The organism is Photobacterium indicum (assembly GCF_003026215.1).
GTDB classification, from domain to species: Bacteria; Pseudomonadota; Gammaproteobacteria; order Enterobacterales; family Vibrionaceae; genus Photobacterium; species Photobacterium indicum.
The window spans coordinates 109,489-128,029 of the sequence record NZ_PYOC01000005.1; the positions used below are offsets into that span (position 1 = coordinate 109,489).

Annotated in this window: 13 protein-coding genes and 1 pseudogene; 8 read left to right on the top strand and 6 right to left on the bottom strand. The window is 40.9% G+C overall.

What is annotated here, in order from left to right:
- Positions 1 to 135 precede the first annotated feature (135 nt).
- Positions 136 to 291, top strand: a pseudogene (locus tag C9J47_RS15030) (DDE-type integrase/transposase/recombinase); the annotation flags it as partial.
- 250 nt (positions 292 to 541) lie between these two features.
- Here the strand turns inward: C9J47_RS15030 and C9J47_RS15035 are convergent.
- The gene (locus tag C9J47_RS15035; protein ID WP_107254247.1) at positions 542 to 1,477 is read right to left on the bottom strand and encodes a universal stress protein; all 936 of its coding nucleotides are present in this window, start codon (positions 1,475 to 1,477) and stop codon (positions 542 to 544) included.
- 293 nt (positions 1,478 to 1,770) lie between these two features.
- On the opposite strand from C9J47_RS15035, the gene C9J47_RS15040 reads away from it, so the two are divergent.
- Positions 1,771 to 2,283: a hypothetical protein gene (locus C9J47_RS15040; RefSeq protein ID WP_107254248.1), complete on the top strand. Its 513-nt coding sequence runs from the start codon at positions 1,771 to 1,773 to the stop codon at positions 2,281 to 2,283.
- A 281-nt stretch (positions 2,284 to 2,564) separates the two neighbouring features.
- On the opposite strand, the gene C9J47_RS15045 is transcribed toward C9J47_RS15040, so the two are convergent.
- Positions 2,565 to 3,578: an AraC family transcriptional regulator gene (locus C9J47_RS15045; RefSeq protein ID WP_107254249.1), complete on the bottom strand. Its 1,014-nt coding sequence runs from the start codon at positions 3,576 to 3,578 to the stop codon at positions 2,565 to 2,567.
- Between the two features lie 184 nt (positions 3,579 to 3,762).
- Here C9J47_RS15045 and C9J47_RS15050 point away from each other — a divergent pair, with 184 nt between their 5' ends.
- The 5 genes from C9J47_RS15050 (at position 3,763) to C9J47_RS15070 (ending at position 11,143) form a co-directional block, all read left to right on the top strand.
- Positions 3,763 to 4,155 carry an MFS transporter gene (locus C9J47_RS15050; protein ID WP_245903487.1) on the top strand — a complete coding sequence of 131 codons (393 nt, stop codon included), beginning with the start codon at positions 3,763 to 3,765 and terminating at the stop codon, positions 4,153 to 4,155.
- Positions 4,148 to 5,371, top strand: coding sequence for an HlyD family secretion protein (locus C9J47_RS15055; protein WP_107254250.1), 1,224 nt, complete (start codon positions 4,148 to 4,150; stop codon positions 5,369 to 5,371). Before C9J47_RS15050 ends, C9J47_RS15055 begins: the two co-directional genes overlap by 8 nt.
- Before the next feature lie 548 nt (positions 5,372 to 5,919).
- Positions 5,920 to 6,987, top strand: coding sequence for an efflux RND transporter periplasmic adaptor subunit (locus tag C9J47_RS15060; protein ID WP_107254251.1), 1,068 nt, complete (start codon positions 5,920 to 5,922; stop codon positions 6,985 to 6,987).
- A gap of 2 nt (positions 6,988 to 6,989) precedes the next feature.
- A complete protein-coding gene (locus C9J47_RS15065) occupies positions 6,990 to 8,075 on the top strand; it encodes an efflux RND transporter periplasmic adaptor subunit (RefSeq protein ID WP_107254252.1) in 1,086 nt (361 codons plus the stop codon).
- On the top strand, positions 8,072 to 11,143 hold the full coding sequence (locus C9J47_RS15070) for an efflux RND transporter permease subunit (protein WP_107254253.1): 3,072 nt from the start codon (positions 8,072 to 8,074) through the stop codon (positions 11,141 to 11,143). Before C9J47_RS15065 ends, C9J47_RS15070 begins: the two co-directional genes overlap by 4 nt.
- Before the next feature lie 73 nt (positions 11,144 to 11,216).
- On the opposite strand, the gene C9J47_RS15075 is transcribed toward C9J47_RS15070, so the two are convergent.
- The 4 genes from C9J47_RS15075 to C9J47_RS15090 form a co-directional block, all read right to left on the bottom strand.
- The gene (locus tag C9J47_RS15075; protein WP_107254254.1) at positions 11,217 to 12,389 is read right to left on the bottom strand and encodes a cation:proton antiporter; all 1,173 of its coding nucleotides are present in this window, start codon (positions 12,387 to 12,389) and stop codon (positions 11,217 to 11,219) included.
- A 92-nt stretch (positions 12,390 to 12,481) separates the two neighbouring features.
- A complete protein-coding gene (gene speB, locus C9J47_RS15080; protein WP_107254255.1) occupies positions 12,482 to 13,405 on the bottom strand; it encodes an agmatinase in 924 nt (307 codons plus the stop codon).
- A gap of 261 nt (positions 13,406 to 13,666) precedes the next feature.
- Entirely contained in the window at positions 13,667 to 15,589 is a 1,923-nt protein-coding gene (gene speA, locus C9J47_RS15085; RefSeq protein WP_107254256.1) for a biosynthetic arginine decarboxylase, read from the bottom strand.
- 427 nt (positions 15,590 to 16,016) lie between these two features.
- Positions 16,017 to 16,961 (bottom strand): LysR substrate-binding domain-containing protein, encoded by a 945-nt coding sequence (locus C9J47_RS15090; RefSeq protein ID WP_107254257.1) that lies wholly within the window; start codon positions 16,959 to 16,961, stop codon positions 16,017 to 16,019.
- A 117-nt stretch (positions 16,962 to 17,078) separates the two neighbouring features.
- Here C9J47_RS15090 and C9J47_RS15095 point away from each other — a divergent pair, with 117 nt between their 5' ends.
- On the top strand, positions 17,079 to 18,335 hold the full coding sequence (locus C9J47_RS15095) for a D-amino acid dehydrogenase (RefSeq protein ID WP_107254258.1): 1,257 nt from the start codon (positions 17,079 to 17,081) through the stop codon (positions 18,333 to 18,335).
- Positions 18,336 to 18,541 lie beyond the last annotated feature (206 nt).

Here is an 18,541-nt window from a genome sequence, read left to right on the forward strand (position 1 = left end):
TTATATTCGTCGGCGTCCTTGTCTGGCTGTTTCTCAAAAAAGATTCCTAAAGAACGTAGGGTTAGATCTTTCTGTTTGCATAAAGTGATATGTTGCGATCATGAATAATTGAAAATCTGATAGTGGCTTTATCTAGCAACAGTAATGAACCTTTATTCGAGGGCAATAGTCGGTTGGTCATTAGACACAACGATGACTGAACAGTTGATCACTGACGTACTGAATATTGCGCTTAATCGAAGAGAGATTGAGCCAGACCTCATTATCCATTCTGACCGAGGGGTACTCTAACTTTCATCTCTATCAGGCAACTAAAATTGGTTTGCCCCCGCTGTAAGAAACGTTTTTCAAGTAGTCTTATAGTGTTCGGCTTTAAAGTGCCAACAAAGAGTCAATGTAATCATTGTGAGCTGAGCTTGACCCATGTGGCAGGCGTTACCCCATGCTTTTTTCCCATCATATTGAGGTGACTTGGGTATATCACGCACATCTCATTGTTCATTGCCCTTAGAATAGATTTCTATTTACTGCTCTGGAATTACTAACTAAGCACAGGTGAGCGAAATGCATCAGGTTTGAGGGTGATAACAGAGCAATTAAGCTGATTGAGCATCGACTCTGCAGTATTTCCCATAAGGAAGCCAGCAACACCTGAACGGGAAAGCGAGCCCAGAATAACAACATCGACAGATTCTTTTTCTACAAACTGGGGAAGCACGCTTCTCGCATCACCTTCCAGTAGCCGCACCTTTGTATTGACCAGACTATTCTCATAGGGCATTAGAAGCGATTTCAGACGCATTGCTCTATCCGTACGCATTTTTTTGGCAACAAGGGCAATATCGAGTTCGGTATATCCACTCCATTTTCTTAAAAAACCTTCAGATTCGAGGCGCCAAGCATGGCAAAGTGTAAGATCTGCACCAGTTAACGTGCAAAATTCGATGGCTAACGAAATAATTTTATCAGTGAAACCCTCGTTATCTTGATTTGAAAAATCTATCGCGGCTACGACGTTTCGAATCGGCGTTGAATTGGGGCTAATTGACCAAATTGGAATTTCGGATTTTCGCATTAAGTGCCGAGTTGTACTTCCCGATTGGCAAGCCCGCTCTTTGTTGCTTCGATGTGAATCAATAATGATAACTTTGGATTGAAATTCTTTTGCGCTTTTGATGATCTCTATAAAAGGGATACCTGTTCGAATTTGGGTGTTAAATTTCACATTGGAATACAGAGTCTTAAGATTGATTACATGCTGTTTTAATTCGGCGTGATAAACCTTGGTGGCTTTATCGAGTAAGTCTAATGTCGTACCAGAGTGATTAGCAATTTCTTTTAATTCGGCTAATTCTTCGATTACCATTAGTAGTGTTACTTGTGATGCATTGCTATTTGCACAACGTAAAGCTTGATGGAATGAATCGCCAAGTGGCTGCTCTGGAGCAATGGGAATTAATAATTGATTGAAGTTCATAACGCCTCCCAAGAATAATTAAAGGGGTAATAGCAATTTCAATGGCTCACACTGAAGTAAATAACATCAAAATATAATTAATAATTAACATGTACAGCATAGATCAAAATCTATGAAAAATTATGTAAAAGGGTTAATGCCACAGCACCTTCGAAATCGTTTAAGTAATAGCAGACTGTTACGTGTGTTTATGAGTTAGGGGTGAGGAGTTATTAAATTATCCATGGTTTACTGTACACTTAGGTTTACCGTTATGTAACATTCATAGGAAACGGTCTAAGGAAGGATCAACAATGCAATTTAAACAAAAAATATCGACGCTGGGGTTATTGCTTCCTTTTATGTTGATTCCATCTTCAGTAATGGCTTCATCATCGCAGTTTAATTTTGAGGGTAAATGGCAATGTGAGCCTACTGAAGTGACAGAACCCAATAAAGAAAGCTGGGTAGTGTACGACTTTCGTGATGATGGCATTGTGATGTCTGAAGAATGGGTACGTTATCAATTAGAGGATAAAACACAGTTAGAATTTAAATTATTTATTGATTATCATTTTGAGTTAAAAGGAAATGATCCTGTATTAAAGCCTTTAGCATTAACGCGTGAAATCATCGCTGATCCACATAATATTGATCCATTTAATTACGATCAACGCCGTGATCTTACAGGTTATCGAATTTTCTTTAAGCCAATATTGAAAGGCGATGAAAAAGCGCAATTTGATATGTGGTATCACATTACACCAGAAGATCACTTTTTGATGCAGTGTGAAAAACAAGAGCGCATAAGTATAGTCTTACGGTAGCTTGAGTATATACCCAAGCTACCTCAAGATGCAGGATTCAGAGTGATCTCAGTGTGTTTAATTCAAGGAAAATGTGTGTAGGAATGGCATTCCCTTTCAAACACATTTGACACAGAAGTAGATACGCTGAATCACTCCCGAAGGGCGAGTTTTGTTGGGCTCTATGCGGTGTTACTTATTCTCAACGTAGAACGACTAGGTCTATAAATAAGTGCCTTGCCTAGAGCCCAACAAATTCTCGCTGAAACGAGCATCTTGAGGCAGCTTGGGTATATATGCTTTTAGTGACGGCTACGTTCGAGTAGTTTTTGTTGGTATTCATAGGGGGTTACACCTCTATACTTCTGAAAAGCCTTACTAAAACTCTGGGTGTTGGTATATCCGAGTTCTTTAGCAATATCGGCTATTTTCATGCCTTCCATCATATATTTAATGGCTAAATTACACAGAACGTAGCTCGTAATAACAGTAAAGTTCCAACCATATTCATGTAAACGGCGTTGAAGTTGTTGGCGTGATAATCCAATAAGCTTGGCCACAAAGTCAACATTTGGACGGCCGTAATATCGAGCGTAACTGACTAATTCGAACATGACTTTCGCGGTATCTTGCGGCTGAGGCATATTAAGAAACTCATCAAGCTGTAAGTTAGCCATCATGATAGGGCGCGTAACCGAAAATTCTTTTTTATTGCCAGTAACTAAAATAGTAATATCGATCCATACCTTGGTGACAGGTGCATTCCACTGAATTTCGCAGCCAAAAAAAGCTTCAGCTTTTCCGTTTCCACAAGGTGGTCCACTTATCTCTACTGAAATAGGGCAGTATTCTTTCCCTAGATAATATCTTAACGTGTGCATATACATAATAGCGACACGTAAGCTGTCATGTAAGCGAGCGCGACCTTTCGCTTTACTGCTGTTGTAGCACCACTTAATCATTTTTCCTGATTGCTCACCGTGGAATGTCGAACCCGATTGTAAGCACGATGTTCCATAGTTAATACGACGAAAGGCGAGAGAGAGATCAGGGCAAGATAAAAACCACTCACCAATATACCCCATATTAGAAAACTTCAATTCCGAGGTAATATCTATCATATAGGCTGGATTGTTTGTTTTACGTTCGATGTTTTCTAACCATATCATTACTTCAGAAAGAGGAATTAATGACATAGGTTCATCAATAATACGTTTTGGTATGCCTAAATCATTTGAGGTAATACCAAAATGTTTTTCAATACCAGCAATGAGAGGCAGTAAAAAAGTTGTTCTGATAAATGGAATATCAATCATATTTTATCTCACTGAAATGACACTAAACTGTTTCTGAATATTACATTGTGGATAGAGTAAATCAATAGTTGGCTAGTAATGAATTATTCTATCCTTGGTTGATGTTTCTTATGTGATATCAATAACAATACTCGAAAATAAAAATACGAAGTAATAATTTCTCTCATGAAATTGGAGATTGTAAATGAGCCTCTTTAGTATGCCGTTCGTTGATACTGGTGTAGATACAGCTTTGCATGTCGTTGCCGCGGTTGTTTTGATCGGCACTATTGCTGCTGTTGGTATCGGTTTTTGGAAGATACATGAATTACCTATTCATAAAGCATCAAGCAAAGAACATCATCAAATAGGATTGATTACTGCCCTTACATGGATTGGTTTTATATGGCATTGGGTGTGGGTAGTTGCTGTCATTATCGCCTTTGTAGATGGCGAACAAGCATTGCGTCGAATTCGTGATATTTGGAAAGAAGATACTGATTCTAAGTATGTGCCATCTTCTGAATATAAAAAAGAACATGAAGCAACAACGTCTTCATCTGTAACCACAGCACCTAAGGAGGCTGAGCATGCTTGAGGGTTTAGCTGTTTGGGCTTTGTTTATTTACCTACTTCGTTTAGTGGGTATGCCGTGGAATAAGTATTCGAAAAGTTTTGCCTACTTAGGTGGAACAGGCTGGTTGATGTTTGTATGGGTTGGGCTTATCACATTTGCCCCGATGGATCTGTCTGGTGGTTCATTGGTGCAATCCCCCCATATTCAACTTCGCCCCGCATCGACCAAAATTAAGGGGAATGTGAAAGCTATTTACGTTAGCCCTAATGAAAAGGTGAAGGAAGGACAATTAATATATGAAATTGATGATGAGCCTTACGTTATTGCGAAGAATAAAGCAGAGACATTACTTGATTCAGCAGAAGTTTCATTAAGTATTTCTAAAGAAGATGTCCGTATTTTTGAATCGTCATACCAAGCGTCATTAAAAGATATTGAAATTTATAAGAACGAAATTAATGCAGCTGAAGAAGATTTGAGATGGAAACAGACAACGTATAACCGTTACATTGAGCAAAATAAAGTTGTTAATCATACGATTACTGAAAGTATGATCGATGAACAAAGCACGGCGGTAGAGGTGGCGAAAGCCAAGAAAATTACACTCGCATCTCAGTTAGATAAAGCAAAACTATTGGCAAGCAAAGCTAAATTAGATTTTGAAAAATCGCAGTTGAATGTGAATAGCCATGAGGTTGATGTTGTAACCGAACAAGAAAATGTCGCGCAAGCACAATGGAATTTAGATAACACGAAAGTACATGCCCCCGCTGATGGTTATTTAACGAATTTTATTATGCGTGAAGGGCAATATGTTGGTGTTATGCCACGTATTCAGATGTATACCGAAGAAAAATACGTATTAATGCGAGTTAACCACCAGGCTATTCGTAATGTAAAATCAGGGCAGATGGCTGAATTTACCTCTGCTGTTTATCCCGGAAAAGTATTCAATGCAGAAGTGGAAGGCATTATTGAAGCTACGGGTGAATCGCAGGGGAGCTTATTAGCACGAGACGATAATGTTCGACAAGTAACAGGTGCTAATGTTGCGAATAAACACCATTTTGTTCGATTAAAGCTTAATGAAACAGATGGTTACGATATTCCAGTAGGTTCTGTAGGTTTGGCATGGATAAGTGCAGAAAAGCCAATTGGCTTCCTTGGATTCTTAGATGTTATTCGAGGCATTATCATTCGAATGAAATCGCAAATCTTCTACATTTGGTCAATGTAAGTTGACAGATAAAACGTATAAACATCTTCGGTATGCACTTAGAAAAATAAACCGAAGTGAAAAACTTAGGCGTTAAAACCGCTAACCATTTTCTGCAGTATAAATGCTGACTGTAGTTCGCTGTAACTCTTTGAGGCTTAAGGGTTACAGCTTTTTTTTTATATTACCAATCATTTTTTAGCTCAGTGAATGAGTTCCACCTTCTTAAATTCATCGACAGCGCTAAACGCATTCGTATATGTTCCCTCCACTTACACATAACCTTCTATAAGCGTCTTATCATCACGCTCTTTCATCGCTTGCATGAGATTTTGTATTGCTTGCCATGATCTCTCCCACATGAACTTACTTATATAAGTGTATCCCCAAGTCACCTCATAGAGCCCAACAAAACTCTGAATCCTGCATCTTGAGGTGGCTTGGGTGTAGTTCAGAAGGCGGAGTATTAGGGCTAATCAAGTACAAATATGGTTCAGTCTAATTGTGATTAATATTTACACTATACTTTTCTAATTATTATAAATATCACCAAAAGGTATCTTTTAAGTATGAAATTGCATTACTTCAGGGCTTGTTTGCTAATTACTAGCCTAGCTTTTCTTACTGCCTGCGGTAATGAAAGAAAGGTTGAGAGTGAGCCTGATTACCCTAGACCAGTTAAGTTGATACAGGTCCAGATTGGTGATGGTCAAAAAGAACGAATATTACCGGGGGAGGTACAGGCCTCAGACCAAGCAATACTTTCTTTTCGCGTTGCTGGTGAAATTAACAAAATATTGGTTAGACCTGGGGTTCAAGTTAAGGCTGGTGATCTATTGGCAACTATAGATCCTGCTATGTACGAGCAGGCATATCAGGTTGCAAAATCACAATATGAATTAGCACGAGTTCTTTATAAAAGATCTAAGCAATTGGTGGGTAAAGGCTTTATATCTAAAAATGATTTTGATAAGTCTAAGAGCCAACTAGCTACCGCCAAATCAGCTTTAGATAAGGCGAATAACGATCGTGATTATACTAAGTTGCTGGCGCCTTATGAAGGGGCTATCTCAGCTCGTTATTCGGAAGAGTTTGAGTTTGTTAGAGAAAAACAGCAGGTATTGGGAATTCAAACGGAATCATTCATCGATGTCAGCTTCCAGCTGGCTGAGCAATATATAGGCTCATTGCAACGAGTACAAAAGCAAGAAGAAAGCGCACTCAAAGTCGAAATTAATTTTGAGGGAAAAGAACAGTGGTTTGAAGCTAGCCTTAAAGAGCTGAGCACAGTCGCAGATCCATCAACAGCAAGTTATACCGTTGTTTTCACTTTACCGACTCCCGAACAGGTGAACGTTCTTTCAGGCATGAATGCAAAGGTGAAGCTCACTATTCCTGGTTCTGCCAATGATAAATTACTTGAAATCCCTGCGGGTGCTTTAATCCAAGATAATGGAAATAATTTTGTTTTTCGTTGGTTACCTGAAAGCGATAAATTGGAAAAAGTAGCAATAAAGCTTGATGACGGTCGATTGGTGAGCGGTTTACAAGATGGTGATTGGCTAGTGATGACCGGTGCAACTGAATTACAAGATGGCCAAGCCGCAGTGCCTTGGGTTAAAGAGAGGGGGCTGTAATCATGAAAATGAAAATTTTAGCGGTAACTTTATTTTGTAGTACAGCTCTGCTGGGGTGCGTTGATGAAATTGAATATGAAGAAAAAATTGCTCGTGTTGAGGTATTCCAGTTACCAGAATCTAAGAACGAAGTAGGACGAGTCTTTAATGGTATTGCTAAAGCGCATGATCTGGCGGAGCTCTCTTTTCGTGTAGATGGAAAAATTGCAGAGATCCCTGTCTCGAAAGGGACACAGGTTAAAAAAGGCGACTTGTTAGCGGTTTTAGATAAGAGTGACTATGAAATTGCGCTCAATGATCGTCGAGCTAAAAAAGACCAGACTAATAACCAGTATCGACGCGGCAAGTCAATGTTAAAGAAAAAGCTGATGTCGCAGGCTGAATTCGACAAGATGCGTGCTGAGTATTTGGTGGCCAAGGCAGAGTTCCGTATGGCAGAACTTACGCTGAAGTATACCGAGTTAAGGGCGCCGTTTGACGGCATAGTCGGTGATGTATTCCTCGATGCTTTTGAAAATATCCAGTCGGGTGTCTCTGTTCTGAGTATGCACAAAATGGATCTGATCGAAGTGGATGTACAAATACCCGATATGATCATTTCTGTTGCGATACGGGAAGAGGATAGAACAGATGATGATCTTTTTGATGTAACCTTTGAAGCTTATCCCGATATCACGTTTGAGGGTAGACCTTTGGAAGTGAGCATGATCAAGGATCCTGTAACTCACAGCTATATCGCCACTTTGGCGGTTGATTTCGATCCTGAGCATAAGGTGCTTGAAGGTATGCAAGCTAAAGTAAAGGTTGATTTAGAGAATATGACTTACACCTATAGTCGTGGGTACCTGGTGCCAGTGAATGCTGTGATGATGCAAGATGGATTGCTGTTGGATAAGCAAATTTCTAATGTCTGGGTATATCAGAGTGATAGTCAGACAGTAGCGCTCCGAGAGGTCCGTTTAGGTATTCTTTCAGGCGATATGATAGAAATCACCGCGGGTTTGAAGGATGGAGAAGAGATCATATCTGACGGAGCTTCACGTTTGACCGAAGGCCAAAAAGTTGAACAGATGAAGGGTGAACGATGAATATTGCAAGTTATTTTGTTAAAAACAGCATCATAAGTTGGATGTTTACTCTGATCCTGTTGATTGGCGGTGTAATGTCATTCTTCGGTTTAGGCCAACTGGAAGACCCCCCTTTTACTATTAAAGATGCCGTTGTCGTAACAGTTTACCCAGGAGCCACCGCTACAGAGGTAGAGGAAGAGGTCACTTATCCTATAGAGAAGGCAATTCAGGCTCTGTCTTATGTGGATGATATTGTCTCCATTAGCACCCCCGGCATGTCCCAAATTACAGTGACTATAAAAAATACTTATGGTCCAGATGAGCTACCTCAAATCTGGGATGAGCTGCGACGTAAAGTGGGAGACATGACAAGTCAATTGCCGCCTGGGGTTTATACGCCATTGGTTAATGATGACTTTGGTGATGTGTATGGCGTCATGATGATGGTTCGTGGCGATGATTATAGCTACCAAGATCTGTTAGATTATGTTGATTATGTGAAACGTGAATTGGAGTTGGTTCCGGGTGTCAGCAAAGTCACTCTGGAAGGACAGCAGCAAGAGCAAGTATTTATTGAAGTATCGTTAAGTAAACTGGCTTCGTTCCAAATCGATCTAACCCTTATTACCAATTTGCTTAACTCCCAGAATATGGTCGTCGACTCAGGCAATATTCGTATTGCCGGTGAAAACTTAAGTTTGCGTCCAACAGGTGCTTTTCAATCTGTCGAAGAGTTAGGTGATCTAATTATTCCTGGTACATCAAAAGATAAGCTCATTTATCTAAAAGATGTCGCGACGATCCACCGAGGATTTCAGGAAATACCCGATCACTTTGTTACTTTTGACCAGAGCCAAGCGATCAATATAGGTATCTCCTTCAGTCAGGGGGTTAATGTCGTCGAGATAGGTAAAGCAGTTAATGATAAATTAACAGATATTGATTTTGCCCGCCCCGCAGGTATGACTTCGGAGTTTATGTATAACCAGCCTGTGGAAGTTGATAACTCGGTTCGTGACTTTATTTTGAACCTAGTAGCAGCTGTTGTGATTGTTATTATTGTGCTGCTGATATTCATGGGAGTAAAGAGCGGAATCCTGATTGGATTAATTCTCTTTTTGACTTGTTTAGGCACATTTATTTTGATGCTAATGGCGGAGATAGAGCTACAGCGAATATCTCTGGGTGCTCTCATTATTGCCTTGGGTATGCTAGTTGATAATGCCATCGTGGTTGTTGAAGGGATCCTGATGGGGCGTCAACGTGGTCAATCCACACTTGAGGCGGCTAAGTCCATTGTTGGTCAGGTGATGTGGCCGCTGTTGGGCGCAACAATTATTGCTATTACCGCTTTTGCGCCTATCGGTCTTTCGCCTGACTCTACAGGTGAATTTGCCGGCTCTTTGTTCTGGGTTCTGCTATTTTCATTGACCTTATCTTGGGTTACAGCAATTACCTTAACCCCATTTTTTGCTCAACTCTTTTTTGGTAAAGAAGCGGTGGCGCAGAGCGGTGAAGAAGAAAGCGACCCATATAAAGGTGCATTCTTTGTCGGCTATAAAGCCTTGCTTGATGTGTGTATGCGATTCCGTTGGGTATCGGTAATAGCTGTTGTGGTCACTTTTGCCATCTCAATCATGGGTTTCGGTTACGTGAAACAGTCTTTTTTCCCACCTTCAACTACACCTATCTTTTTGGTAGATGTCTGGTTGCCAGAGGGGACAGATATTCGTGAAACTCGTGAAGCCATTGCAGGTATGGAGCAAATAGCAAGTAAACTGGATAATGTTGAATTTATATCATCCACCATCGGTAAAGGTTTTCAACGGTTTATGCTGACCTATGAACCACAAAAAAGTTATGCGGCCTTTGCTCAAATAGCAATACGAACATCAGACTTTGATATGCTTGATTCTGTAATGTCGACATATCGTAAACAAATCGAGGCTGAGTTCCCGCAAGCCCAGTTAAAGTTTAAGCGATTAGAGATAGGTCCATCAACAGACGCTAAAATTGAGGCAAGGATTCAAGGTTCCGATCCTGATGTACTGCGTGATATTGCGACTGAAGTGATGGCAATATTTAATGCCACCCCAGGTACAGTGAACGTACGTCACGATTGGCGGGAAAGGACTAAATTTATTGAACCAAAGTTTAATGAAACTCAGGCTCGCCGCTTAGGCATCAATAAGGAAGATGTCGATCATACCCTGAATTATGCCTTTGCGGGGCTACAGACAGGGTTATATCGTGAAGGTACTAATCTTTTACCTATCGTTGCGCGTTTGCCAGATGAAGAGCGGGTCAATATCGAGTCTATCAATAGCCTGCTGATCTGGAGCCCGACATTATCGGTCTATGTTCCCATGCAGCAGGTAATAAATGGTTTTGATGTTAAATTTGAAGATCAAATTATTCAACGTCGCGATCGAAAACGTACTTTAACCATATTTGCCGATGCTGATTTTGAGTATGACATTTTACCAGCCGAGTTATTTAACAAGGTTCGCCCTCAGATAGAAGCTATAAAACTACCACCAGGTTATGAGCTAGAATGGGGAGGTGAATATGAATCGTCTGGTGATGCAAGTGCCGCGCTGTTTGCTTCATTGCCAATGGGGTTTATGGTGATGTTCCTTATTACCGTATTCTTGTTTAACTCGATACGAAAGCCTTTGGTTATTTGGTGCTGTGTACCTCTAGCCATGATAGGTATCACTATGGGTCTGCTGGTAATGGGAACGCCATTTGGTTTTATGGCATTGCTTGCGATGCTAAGTCTGTCTGGTATGTTGCTCAAAAATGGTATCGTCTTACTTGATCAGATTAATCTTGATATTTCAGAAGGAAAGGAACCGTTTAAGGCCGTATTTGAATCAACGGTAAGCCGTGTACGTCCTGTCTGTATGGCGGCGATAACGACGATTTTAGGTATGTTGCCACTGGTTACAGATGCTTTCTTCGAGTCGATGGCTGCGGTAATCATGTTTGGTTTAGGTGTTGCAACTATTCTGACCCTGCTCATCGTGCCCGTGCTCTATACGATCTTCTTTAGTATTAAGTACCGTAGTTACAAAGAGTTCTAATTCTGACTTGTTGCTAGATACAAATCCCTGAACGCATCTGATGCTTCGGGGATTTTTATATTTTGCCTCAAAGTTAATCTTGCCGTAGATTTTTGATCATCGAAATTGGGGTAGGGTAATATTTAACAACCCAATAGGTTGAAATTACAAACGTACTCAGTGTTGCGGCTTGTATAAACATTATTCCTTCTTGTGAAACGAGTTCAGCAGTCATGGCGGAATAAGCCAATAATAATGAAAATTCGCTGGCTTGGCTCAATCGAGCGCTTAGTTCTTTATTCATGCTAGGTTTTTCTTTTGCGACGAGCAGGGCGAATCGAAATCCCCATGCTTTAATTACTATTAACATTCCGCCAAATAAACATCCCCATAACGTGTAGATATTAGCCGTGGTTAAGTTCATACGCGCACCAATGGAAAAGAAAAATAGAATCAGAAAAAACTCACGAAGAGGTTTTAAGTGAATAGAAATAGCTTGAGACACCCGGCTTACAGCAATAGATAACCCTGCAATGAATGCCCCGCTTTCATAAGATAACCCAACTTGATGCCCCGTTTCAGCCCACAGTAAACACCACGCGAGTGTAGTTACAAAACTGTATTCTTGGATAAAATCAAATCGGCTAAATAAGGGTAGAACAACATATCTCACTCCTAAATAAGCGCAAATACACATCAGACTAAATTTTAGTAAGAGCATGCTAAATGCGAGCATCATGCCGTTGTTGCTATCAACATTGAGGAATAAAATAACCGTGATGGCGAGAATATCTTGTACTAGCAAGATACTGGTCATGATCTCCCCCATTCGTTTGTGATGCAGCGTTGTGGTCGGAATTAATTTTAATCCAATAACCGTGCTGGAAAACATGAGGGCAGCTGCAGCAACGAGTGCATCATGAAGAGCGAGCTGAATAGCTAAACCAAAACCCAAAGTACATAAAAAGAAAAAACTACACGTGCCTAATGTCACCATGGCACTTTCTTTAAATAGGCGAATTAACTTTCTGGGTTGAAGATTAAGTCCGAGTAAGAAAAGCAGCAAAATGACGCCAAGGTGTCCGATTTGACTCACATTTTCAGCATTGTGAATCCACTCAAGCCCATGAGGTCCAATTAGCATACCCGCGGCAATATAAGCTAGAATAATCGGCTGTCGGGCGTAGAGAAATGCAGTGCCTAATATCGCAGTACTTATTACTATGGCACATAATTCAAAGATGATTGTATCGAGATTGATCTGCATATCCCTCATATCCGTGAAATCGGACTCCTTAAAGGATAATACTGATCGAGCTAATTAGCAGGGAAGTGGTGACTTCCCCGCAGAAGTGATTGTTAGTTCTTGGTTTGATTACTTGCCCAAAGGTGCAATAAATCAGTAGCAATGGTTGCCGCAGCAAGCGCGGTTATTTCTGCGTGATCATAGGCTGGCGCTACTTCCACCACATCCATTCCGATTAAATTAATACCGACAAGACCTCTTAGTATCTTCAGTACTTTATCAGTACTTAATCCGCCACATACTGGTGTACCAGTACCCGGAGCGTAAGCGGGATCTAAACAGTCAATATCAAAGGTAAGGTAAACAGGGCGTGTACCGACTGTTTCTTTGATTTGCTGAATAATGGATTCTACCGTGCGGTCATTAGCACTGGCAGCATCAATAACATTAAAACCCAGTGTATGGCTGTGTTCAGTTCGAATACCGATTTGAACAGAGTGTGTAGGATCGATTAACCCTTCATTCGGTGCATGGTAAAACATTGTACCGTGATCATACTTGCTGCCCATATCGTAAGTATCGGTATGGGCATCAAAATGGATTAATGCCATTTCACCGTATTTTTTTGCATGTGCGCGTAATAAAGGCAAAGTAACGAAGTGATCGCCACCAAAACTCAGTAAGCTTTTCCCTTGCTGGATTAAGCTATCGGCATGTGCTTCAAGCCGTTCACTCATTTGAGCTGGGTCACCACAATCAAAAACTAAATCACCACAATCTTCAATTTTAATGGCTTTGTTTAAATTGAATGTCCACGGCCAGCGCTTTCCTTCCCATGCCAGATTGACAGAGGCTTGACGAATCGCCCCTGGGCCCATTCGGCTACCTGAGCGTCCTGTTGTAGCAAGGTCGAAAGGCACTCCTGTAATGATCACATCAGCATCAGATTGCTGTGGTGTAAAATTTAGTGGCTGCCGTAAGAACCCAAAAGCATTGGAATATAATGAGTAGTCGGCATAATTAGCAATTGTTGCCATCGTTGTCTCCAGGCAATGCCGAGATAGCCAGCCGATATTATAATACCAACCTAAATAAGTATCTGATCATTATTGCTGGTTAAAATCGATAATAACTACGTTAGAAATTTTATAATTAGAACGACTAGTTATTTCAATTTCTGCCTTGTTCTTACCGATTTTCCCTACGCAAATTTATGACCATTTACTTATCCAGATTGGTATAACGACTGACTATCTCAGTGTTAAAGCATGATATTAAAATACGATATTGAGTAACGACTATTTGTTGTTACGCATATCTTCTAAGTAGGTATATCCGTTTAGCCCTTCAGCCAATTCACCAAGGATATCTGCGTGCTCAGATTCAGGCAGGTTCGCCTTTGCCATTAGTTCATACTGACGTAAGAATTCACGAGCATCTAAATGTACATAGCGTAATACATCACCGACTGAATCACCGCGTTCAATGTGTTCGATTTCGTAGTGACCAGCGCCATCACATCGTACAACTGCTGTATCAGTGTCACCAAATAAATTATGCATATCGCCTAGAATTTCTTGATATGCACCGACTAAAAAGAACCCGACACGATAGGGATTTTCATCATCCCATTTTGGTACGGCTAACGTACTTTCAATGCCTTGGCCTTCAACATATTGATCGATAGCACCATCAGAATCACAGGTGATATCTAAAATAACTGCGCGACTTTCAGGTGCTTTATCCAATTGCGATAAAGGTAATACAGGGAAAACCTGATCGATTCCCCAAGCATCAGGTAATGATTGAAAAAGCGAAAAATTCACAAATAATTTATCGGCTAAGCGTTCATGTAATTCATCTAATAAAGGACGATGTGCACGGTTCTTGGCTGATAATAGTTTTTCTAATTGATAGCACAGGCGTAAGCTTACTCGCTCTGCCCAAGCGCGATCGATGAAGTTAATTAACCCCATGCTGAAAGATGCATGCACTTCAGATAAATCACTTTGGCTATCGTGGAAAATTTCCACTAACGAGCGGTGACTTGTCGATTCTGACAGCTCTTTCCAAGAGCGCCACATGTTATGCAAAATCTGTGGTGCGTCGTCGGCAGGTGCAGAGATATCTTCCGCTTTATACCCTTCAACACCAATCACATCGGTAATTAGTACCGCATGATGGGCTGTTAAGTTTCGTCCCGATTCTGAAATAATTCGCGGCATCGCAATATCGTATTCGATACAAACATCGCCTAAGGTGTAAACCACATTATTAGCATATTCACTCAGGCTGTAATTCATCGAGCAGCTGCTTTGGCTACGTGTACCCTCGTAGTCAATTGCTAAACCACCGCCTACATCGACCGTTGTAATACCCACACCCATTTTTTTGAGCTCGGCATAGATACGACCTGCTTCACCAACGCCATTTCTTACGTCACGAATGTTGGCAAGCTGAGAGCCAAGGTGGAAGTGCAATAATTGCAGGCACCCTAACATATCGCGTTCACGTAATAAGTCGATTACGGTTAAGACTTGTGAAGCACATAAGCCGAATTTAGACTTTTCACCGCCACTTGATTGCCACTTTCCTTTACCTTGTGATGCTAAACGCGCACGCAAGCCTAAACGAGGAGTAACACCCAATTGTTTCGCTTCTTCTAGAATAATGTTTAGTTCAGACATTTTTTCAAGCACGATATACACTTCGTGCCCAAGCTTTTCACCAATAAGCGCAAGACGAATATATTCGCGGTCTTTATAGCCATTACAAACAATCACAGAACTGGCTTCTTGTGCCATGGCTAATACGGCCATTAGTTCTGGCTTACTGCCTGCTTCCAAGCCCAGTTGGCGTTGCTGTTTGGCGTATTGGCTTTTTAGTATTTCACTAACAACGGCTTGCTGCTGATTTACTTTAATCGGATAAACAGCAAGATAACTATTTTGATAATCATAAGATTCGATCGACTGGTTGAATGCGCTGCAAAGGCTGTCTACGCGATTTTGCAGAATATCAGGGAATCGAACCAGTACAGGTAATGAAGCACCTGCTGCAATTAATTCATCTGCTAATTTAGATAGATCAATAGCATTCGTTGGGTCATTTTTATCAGGGCAAGCTACAACAGAACCTTGCGCATTAATATCGAAGTAACCTTGGCTCCAGTAAGGCGTGTTATACATTTCACGCGCATCATGAATTGACCAATTACTCATTCTCACATCACTCTTTTGATGATAACGACGATTACTGTGGGGTCACAGCAAATAGGCCAAGGCGTTGAAAATACATTCAACTTCGTCAATCTGTTTAGAGCAGACACCGTTTTGTGCAGCATAAATGATTAGCTGACAACCTTGGTAATACACGGATTTAAAAGAAAGATCGTAGATGTGTAGCTCGCTGGGCAGTATTAGCGACGGTATTCCTAGTGTTATTTATCGAAATATAAGCACGTAAAGGTTTTATGTCTGATAACGTACTTAGTAAGTGTTGGGTGGATTAAACAATTGATGAATCACCTTTGCAAATAAAAAAGTTTTATCGTTAAGTGAAGTATTTCTTGTTGGAAAGATAATGGTGAAAGTGATAGTTAGTATTTTAATCACTTTCATATGCTACTTGTGCCTGTTACGTTTCTTTTTATGCATTAGAGGAATTAATTTGCTGTCTTAACCATGCTTTAAAGCATTCAATGGCAGGTGAGTAATGGTGCTGTATTAAGTAATAACCCGCTTTGGCATCCAAAGGCTCGAAAGGTGAAACTAGGCTGCCTTTCGAAAAGTCTTCTTCTACAAGTGCACAGCGAGCTAAAGCAACCCCTAACCCTGCTGCTGCGGCAGCCATCGCCATGTCGGTACGATTAAAATAATGCCCATGCTGAAGACCGATATCTACGTTGAGTGGTGTTAATCCATTTTCTTTAAACCAAAAACGCCATTCATCATCTTTAGTGGCATGTTGCCATGGCATTGCATCGTGAAGTAATCTGACCTTCTCCCAGATGTTTTGACTTGTATCTTGTGGGTTATTCCAGTCAAACTTTTTCATGTAATCAGGGCTCATCACGGGGAGGAGTTTTTCTGCCATTAATAACGATACCTGGCTTTTATTACGTGTCGGTAGATAGGGGGTTTGCCCATAATCAATCGCTAAATCAAAATTGGTATCGCTGTGATCGACAAGTGCCCCTTCAGCGAAGGTATGTATTTTAATCTCGGGGTATTGAGTATAGAAATCGTGAAGGCGAGGTACTAACCACTTAAAAGCAAATGAGGGGGTCAGTTTAAGGTGTATTTCACCTTCAGCATGATGCGCTTTTTGGATTTGATTAATCACATCTCTAATATCGGTCAAACTTTGGTTTACCACGTAGTACAACTGGTTACCTTCAGTGGTTAAACGAACGCCTCGAGAGTGTCTTTCAAACAGCACAAAGCTTAGCTCTTGTTCTAAATGACTGATTTGTTGGCTGATCGCACCTGTCGTAATATGTAGGTGCTCGGCGGCTTGTGTAAAGCTACCAAAACGCGCGACTGTTTCAAATGTTGCTAACCCTGCTAACACATTACCTTTTAATCGAATCATGCTTATTTGACCAGCCTTTAGAAATACTAAACACTGATATTAATATTTATCGATTGTTAAGCAAATGTAAATCGCACATTCTTTACGTATTATTTTTTATCAATAAAGTCAGTATGTATGGAAGTGATCGTATTAGGTTGTGGTGTGATTGGGTTAACGTCCGCTTGGTATCTTGCTGAGGCGGGTCATGATGTTACCGTTATTGATCGCCAGTCAAAAAGTGCAGAAGAAACGAGCTTTGCGAATGCAGGGCAAATATCGTACGGGTATTCATCACCATGGGCAGCACCTGGTATTCCGGTTAAGGCATTAAAATGGCTAGCGCAAAAGCACGCACCTTTAAAAATTAAACCAAGTTTGTCGCCCGATTTGTATGTATGGGCATCGAAAATGCTGGCGAACTGCAATCAAGAACGTTACCAAATTAATAAAGCGCGCATGTTACGCGTGGCGAATTATAGCCGTGACTGTTTAATTGATCTGAGAAAGCATCAGCCGATCAATTATGAAGGGCGTCAGCAAGGTACATTACAAGTATTTAGAAATGCAGCACAAATAGAAGCCGTTGCAAAAGATATTCAAGTATTAGCAGAAAGTGGAACACGGTATGAGGAACTAAACGTGGCAGGTTGTATTGCAGCCGAACCGGGTTTAGAAAATGTAAAAGATAAAATTGTCGGCGGGTTGAGACTACCCGATGATGAAACGGGTGATTGTTATCAGTTTTGCCAGCAACTTACTGAACTCGCGATAAAGGCTGGCGTGAAGTTTCATTTCAATGTTGACGTACAGAAGCTAAACCAGACGCAAGATAAGATTAACTCTGTATCAACCAGCATGGGGGAATTGAAGGCCGATGCGTACGTAATGGCAATGGGCTCGTATTCTTCTTCGTTGCTCTCACCATTGGGGTTAGCTACTCCTGTTTATCCAGTAAAAGGCTATTCATTAACGATACCGGTAACCGACGAGACACAAGCGCCCGTTTCAACAGTAATGGATGAGACCTATAAAGTGGCGATGACACGCTTTGAGCAACGTATTCGTGTAGCAGGAACCGCAGAGCTTGCTGGTTATGATTTAGATTTAAGTGAGCAACGCAAAGCGACTATCGCTATGGTGGTGCAAGATTTATTTCCAAATGGTGGTGATATGAGCAAGGCGGAATACTGGACAGGGCTGCGTCCAATGACTCCCGATGGTACGCCGATTATTGGCAAAACCCCCTTTTCTAATTTATTCACCAACACTGGACATGGCACGTTAGGCTGGACAATGGCTTGTGGCTCTGCACGATTGCTCGCTGATGTTATCAGTGGTGTAACACCGGATATTGATCCTGATGGATTAAGTATTGCTCGTTACCATGTTTAAAGATTTTTGTAGCCTCTGCTGGAAGGTGAGAGGCTATTTGCTGAAATCATAGACAGTAATAGTACAATTCCTACCTAATTTTCATATTGCTACAACTGTTACAGCCTGTAAATCTGCTGGTTGTATTACCCTGCAAGTGTTTTAGCTGTGTTCAAATAAGCCTTAGTAAGTCGCGATTTAAACAACATGACATTAACTTGAATAGG

What these genes read in the sequence shown, in the direction of transcription:
- C9J47_RS15055 (WP_107254250.1), top strand. Translation starts at nt 4,148, where the DNA reads ATGCTTGAGGGTTTAGCTGTTTGGGCTTTGTTTATTTACCTACTTCGT.
- C9J47_RS15065 (WP_107254252.1), top strand. Translation starts at nt 6,990, where the DNA reads ATGAAAATGAAAATTTTAGCGGTAACTTTATTTTGTAGTACAGCTCTG.
- speA (WP_107254256.1), bottom strand. Translation starts at nt 15,589, where the DNA reads ATGAGTAATTGGTCAATTCATGATGCGCGTGAAATGTATAACACGCCT.
- C9J47_RS15075 (WP_107254254.1), bottom strand. Translation starts at nt 12,389, where the DNA reads ATGCAGATCAATCTCGATACAATCATCTTTGAATTATGTGCCATAGTA.
- C9J47_RS15095 (WP_107254258.1), top strand. Translation starts at nt 17,079, where the DNA reads ATGGAAGTGATCGTATTAGGTTGTGGTGTGATTGGGTTAACGTCCGCT.
- C9J47_RS15060 (WP_107254251.1), top strand. Translation starts at nt 5,920, where the DNA reads ATGAAATTGCATTACTTCAGGGCTTGTTTGCTAATTACTAGCCTAGCT.
- C9J47_RS15050 (WP_245903487.1), top strand. Translation starts at nt 3,763, where the DNA reads ATGAGCCTCTTTAGTATGCCGTTCGTTGATACTGGTGTAGATACAGCT.
- C9J47_RS15070 (WP_107254253.1), top strand. Translation starts at nt 8,072, where the DNA reads ATGAATATTGCAAGTTATTTTGTTAAAAACAGCATCATAAGTTGGATG.
- C9J47_RS15035 (WP_107254247.1), bottom strand. Translation starts at nt 1,477, where the DNA reads ATGAACTTCAATCAATTATTAATTCCCATTGCTCCAGAGCAGCCACTT.
- C9J47_RS15040 (WP_107254248.1), top strand. Translation starts at nt 1,771, where the DNA reads ATGCAATTTAAACAAAAAATATCGACGCTGGGGTTATTGCTTCCTTTT.
- C9J47_RS15045 (WP_107254249.1), bottom strand. Translation starts at nt 3,578, where the DNA reads ATGATTGATATTCCATTTATCAGAACAACTTTTTTACTGCCTCTCATT.
- speB (WP_107254255.1), bottom strand. Translation starts at nt 13,405, where the DNA reads ATGGCAACAATTGCTAATTATGCCGACTACTCATTATATTCCAATGCT.
- C9J47_RS15090 (WP_107254257.1), bottom strand. Translation starts at nt 16,961, where the DNA reads ATGATTCGATTAAAAGGTAATGTGTTAGCAGGGTTAGCAACATTTGAA.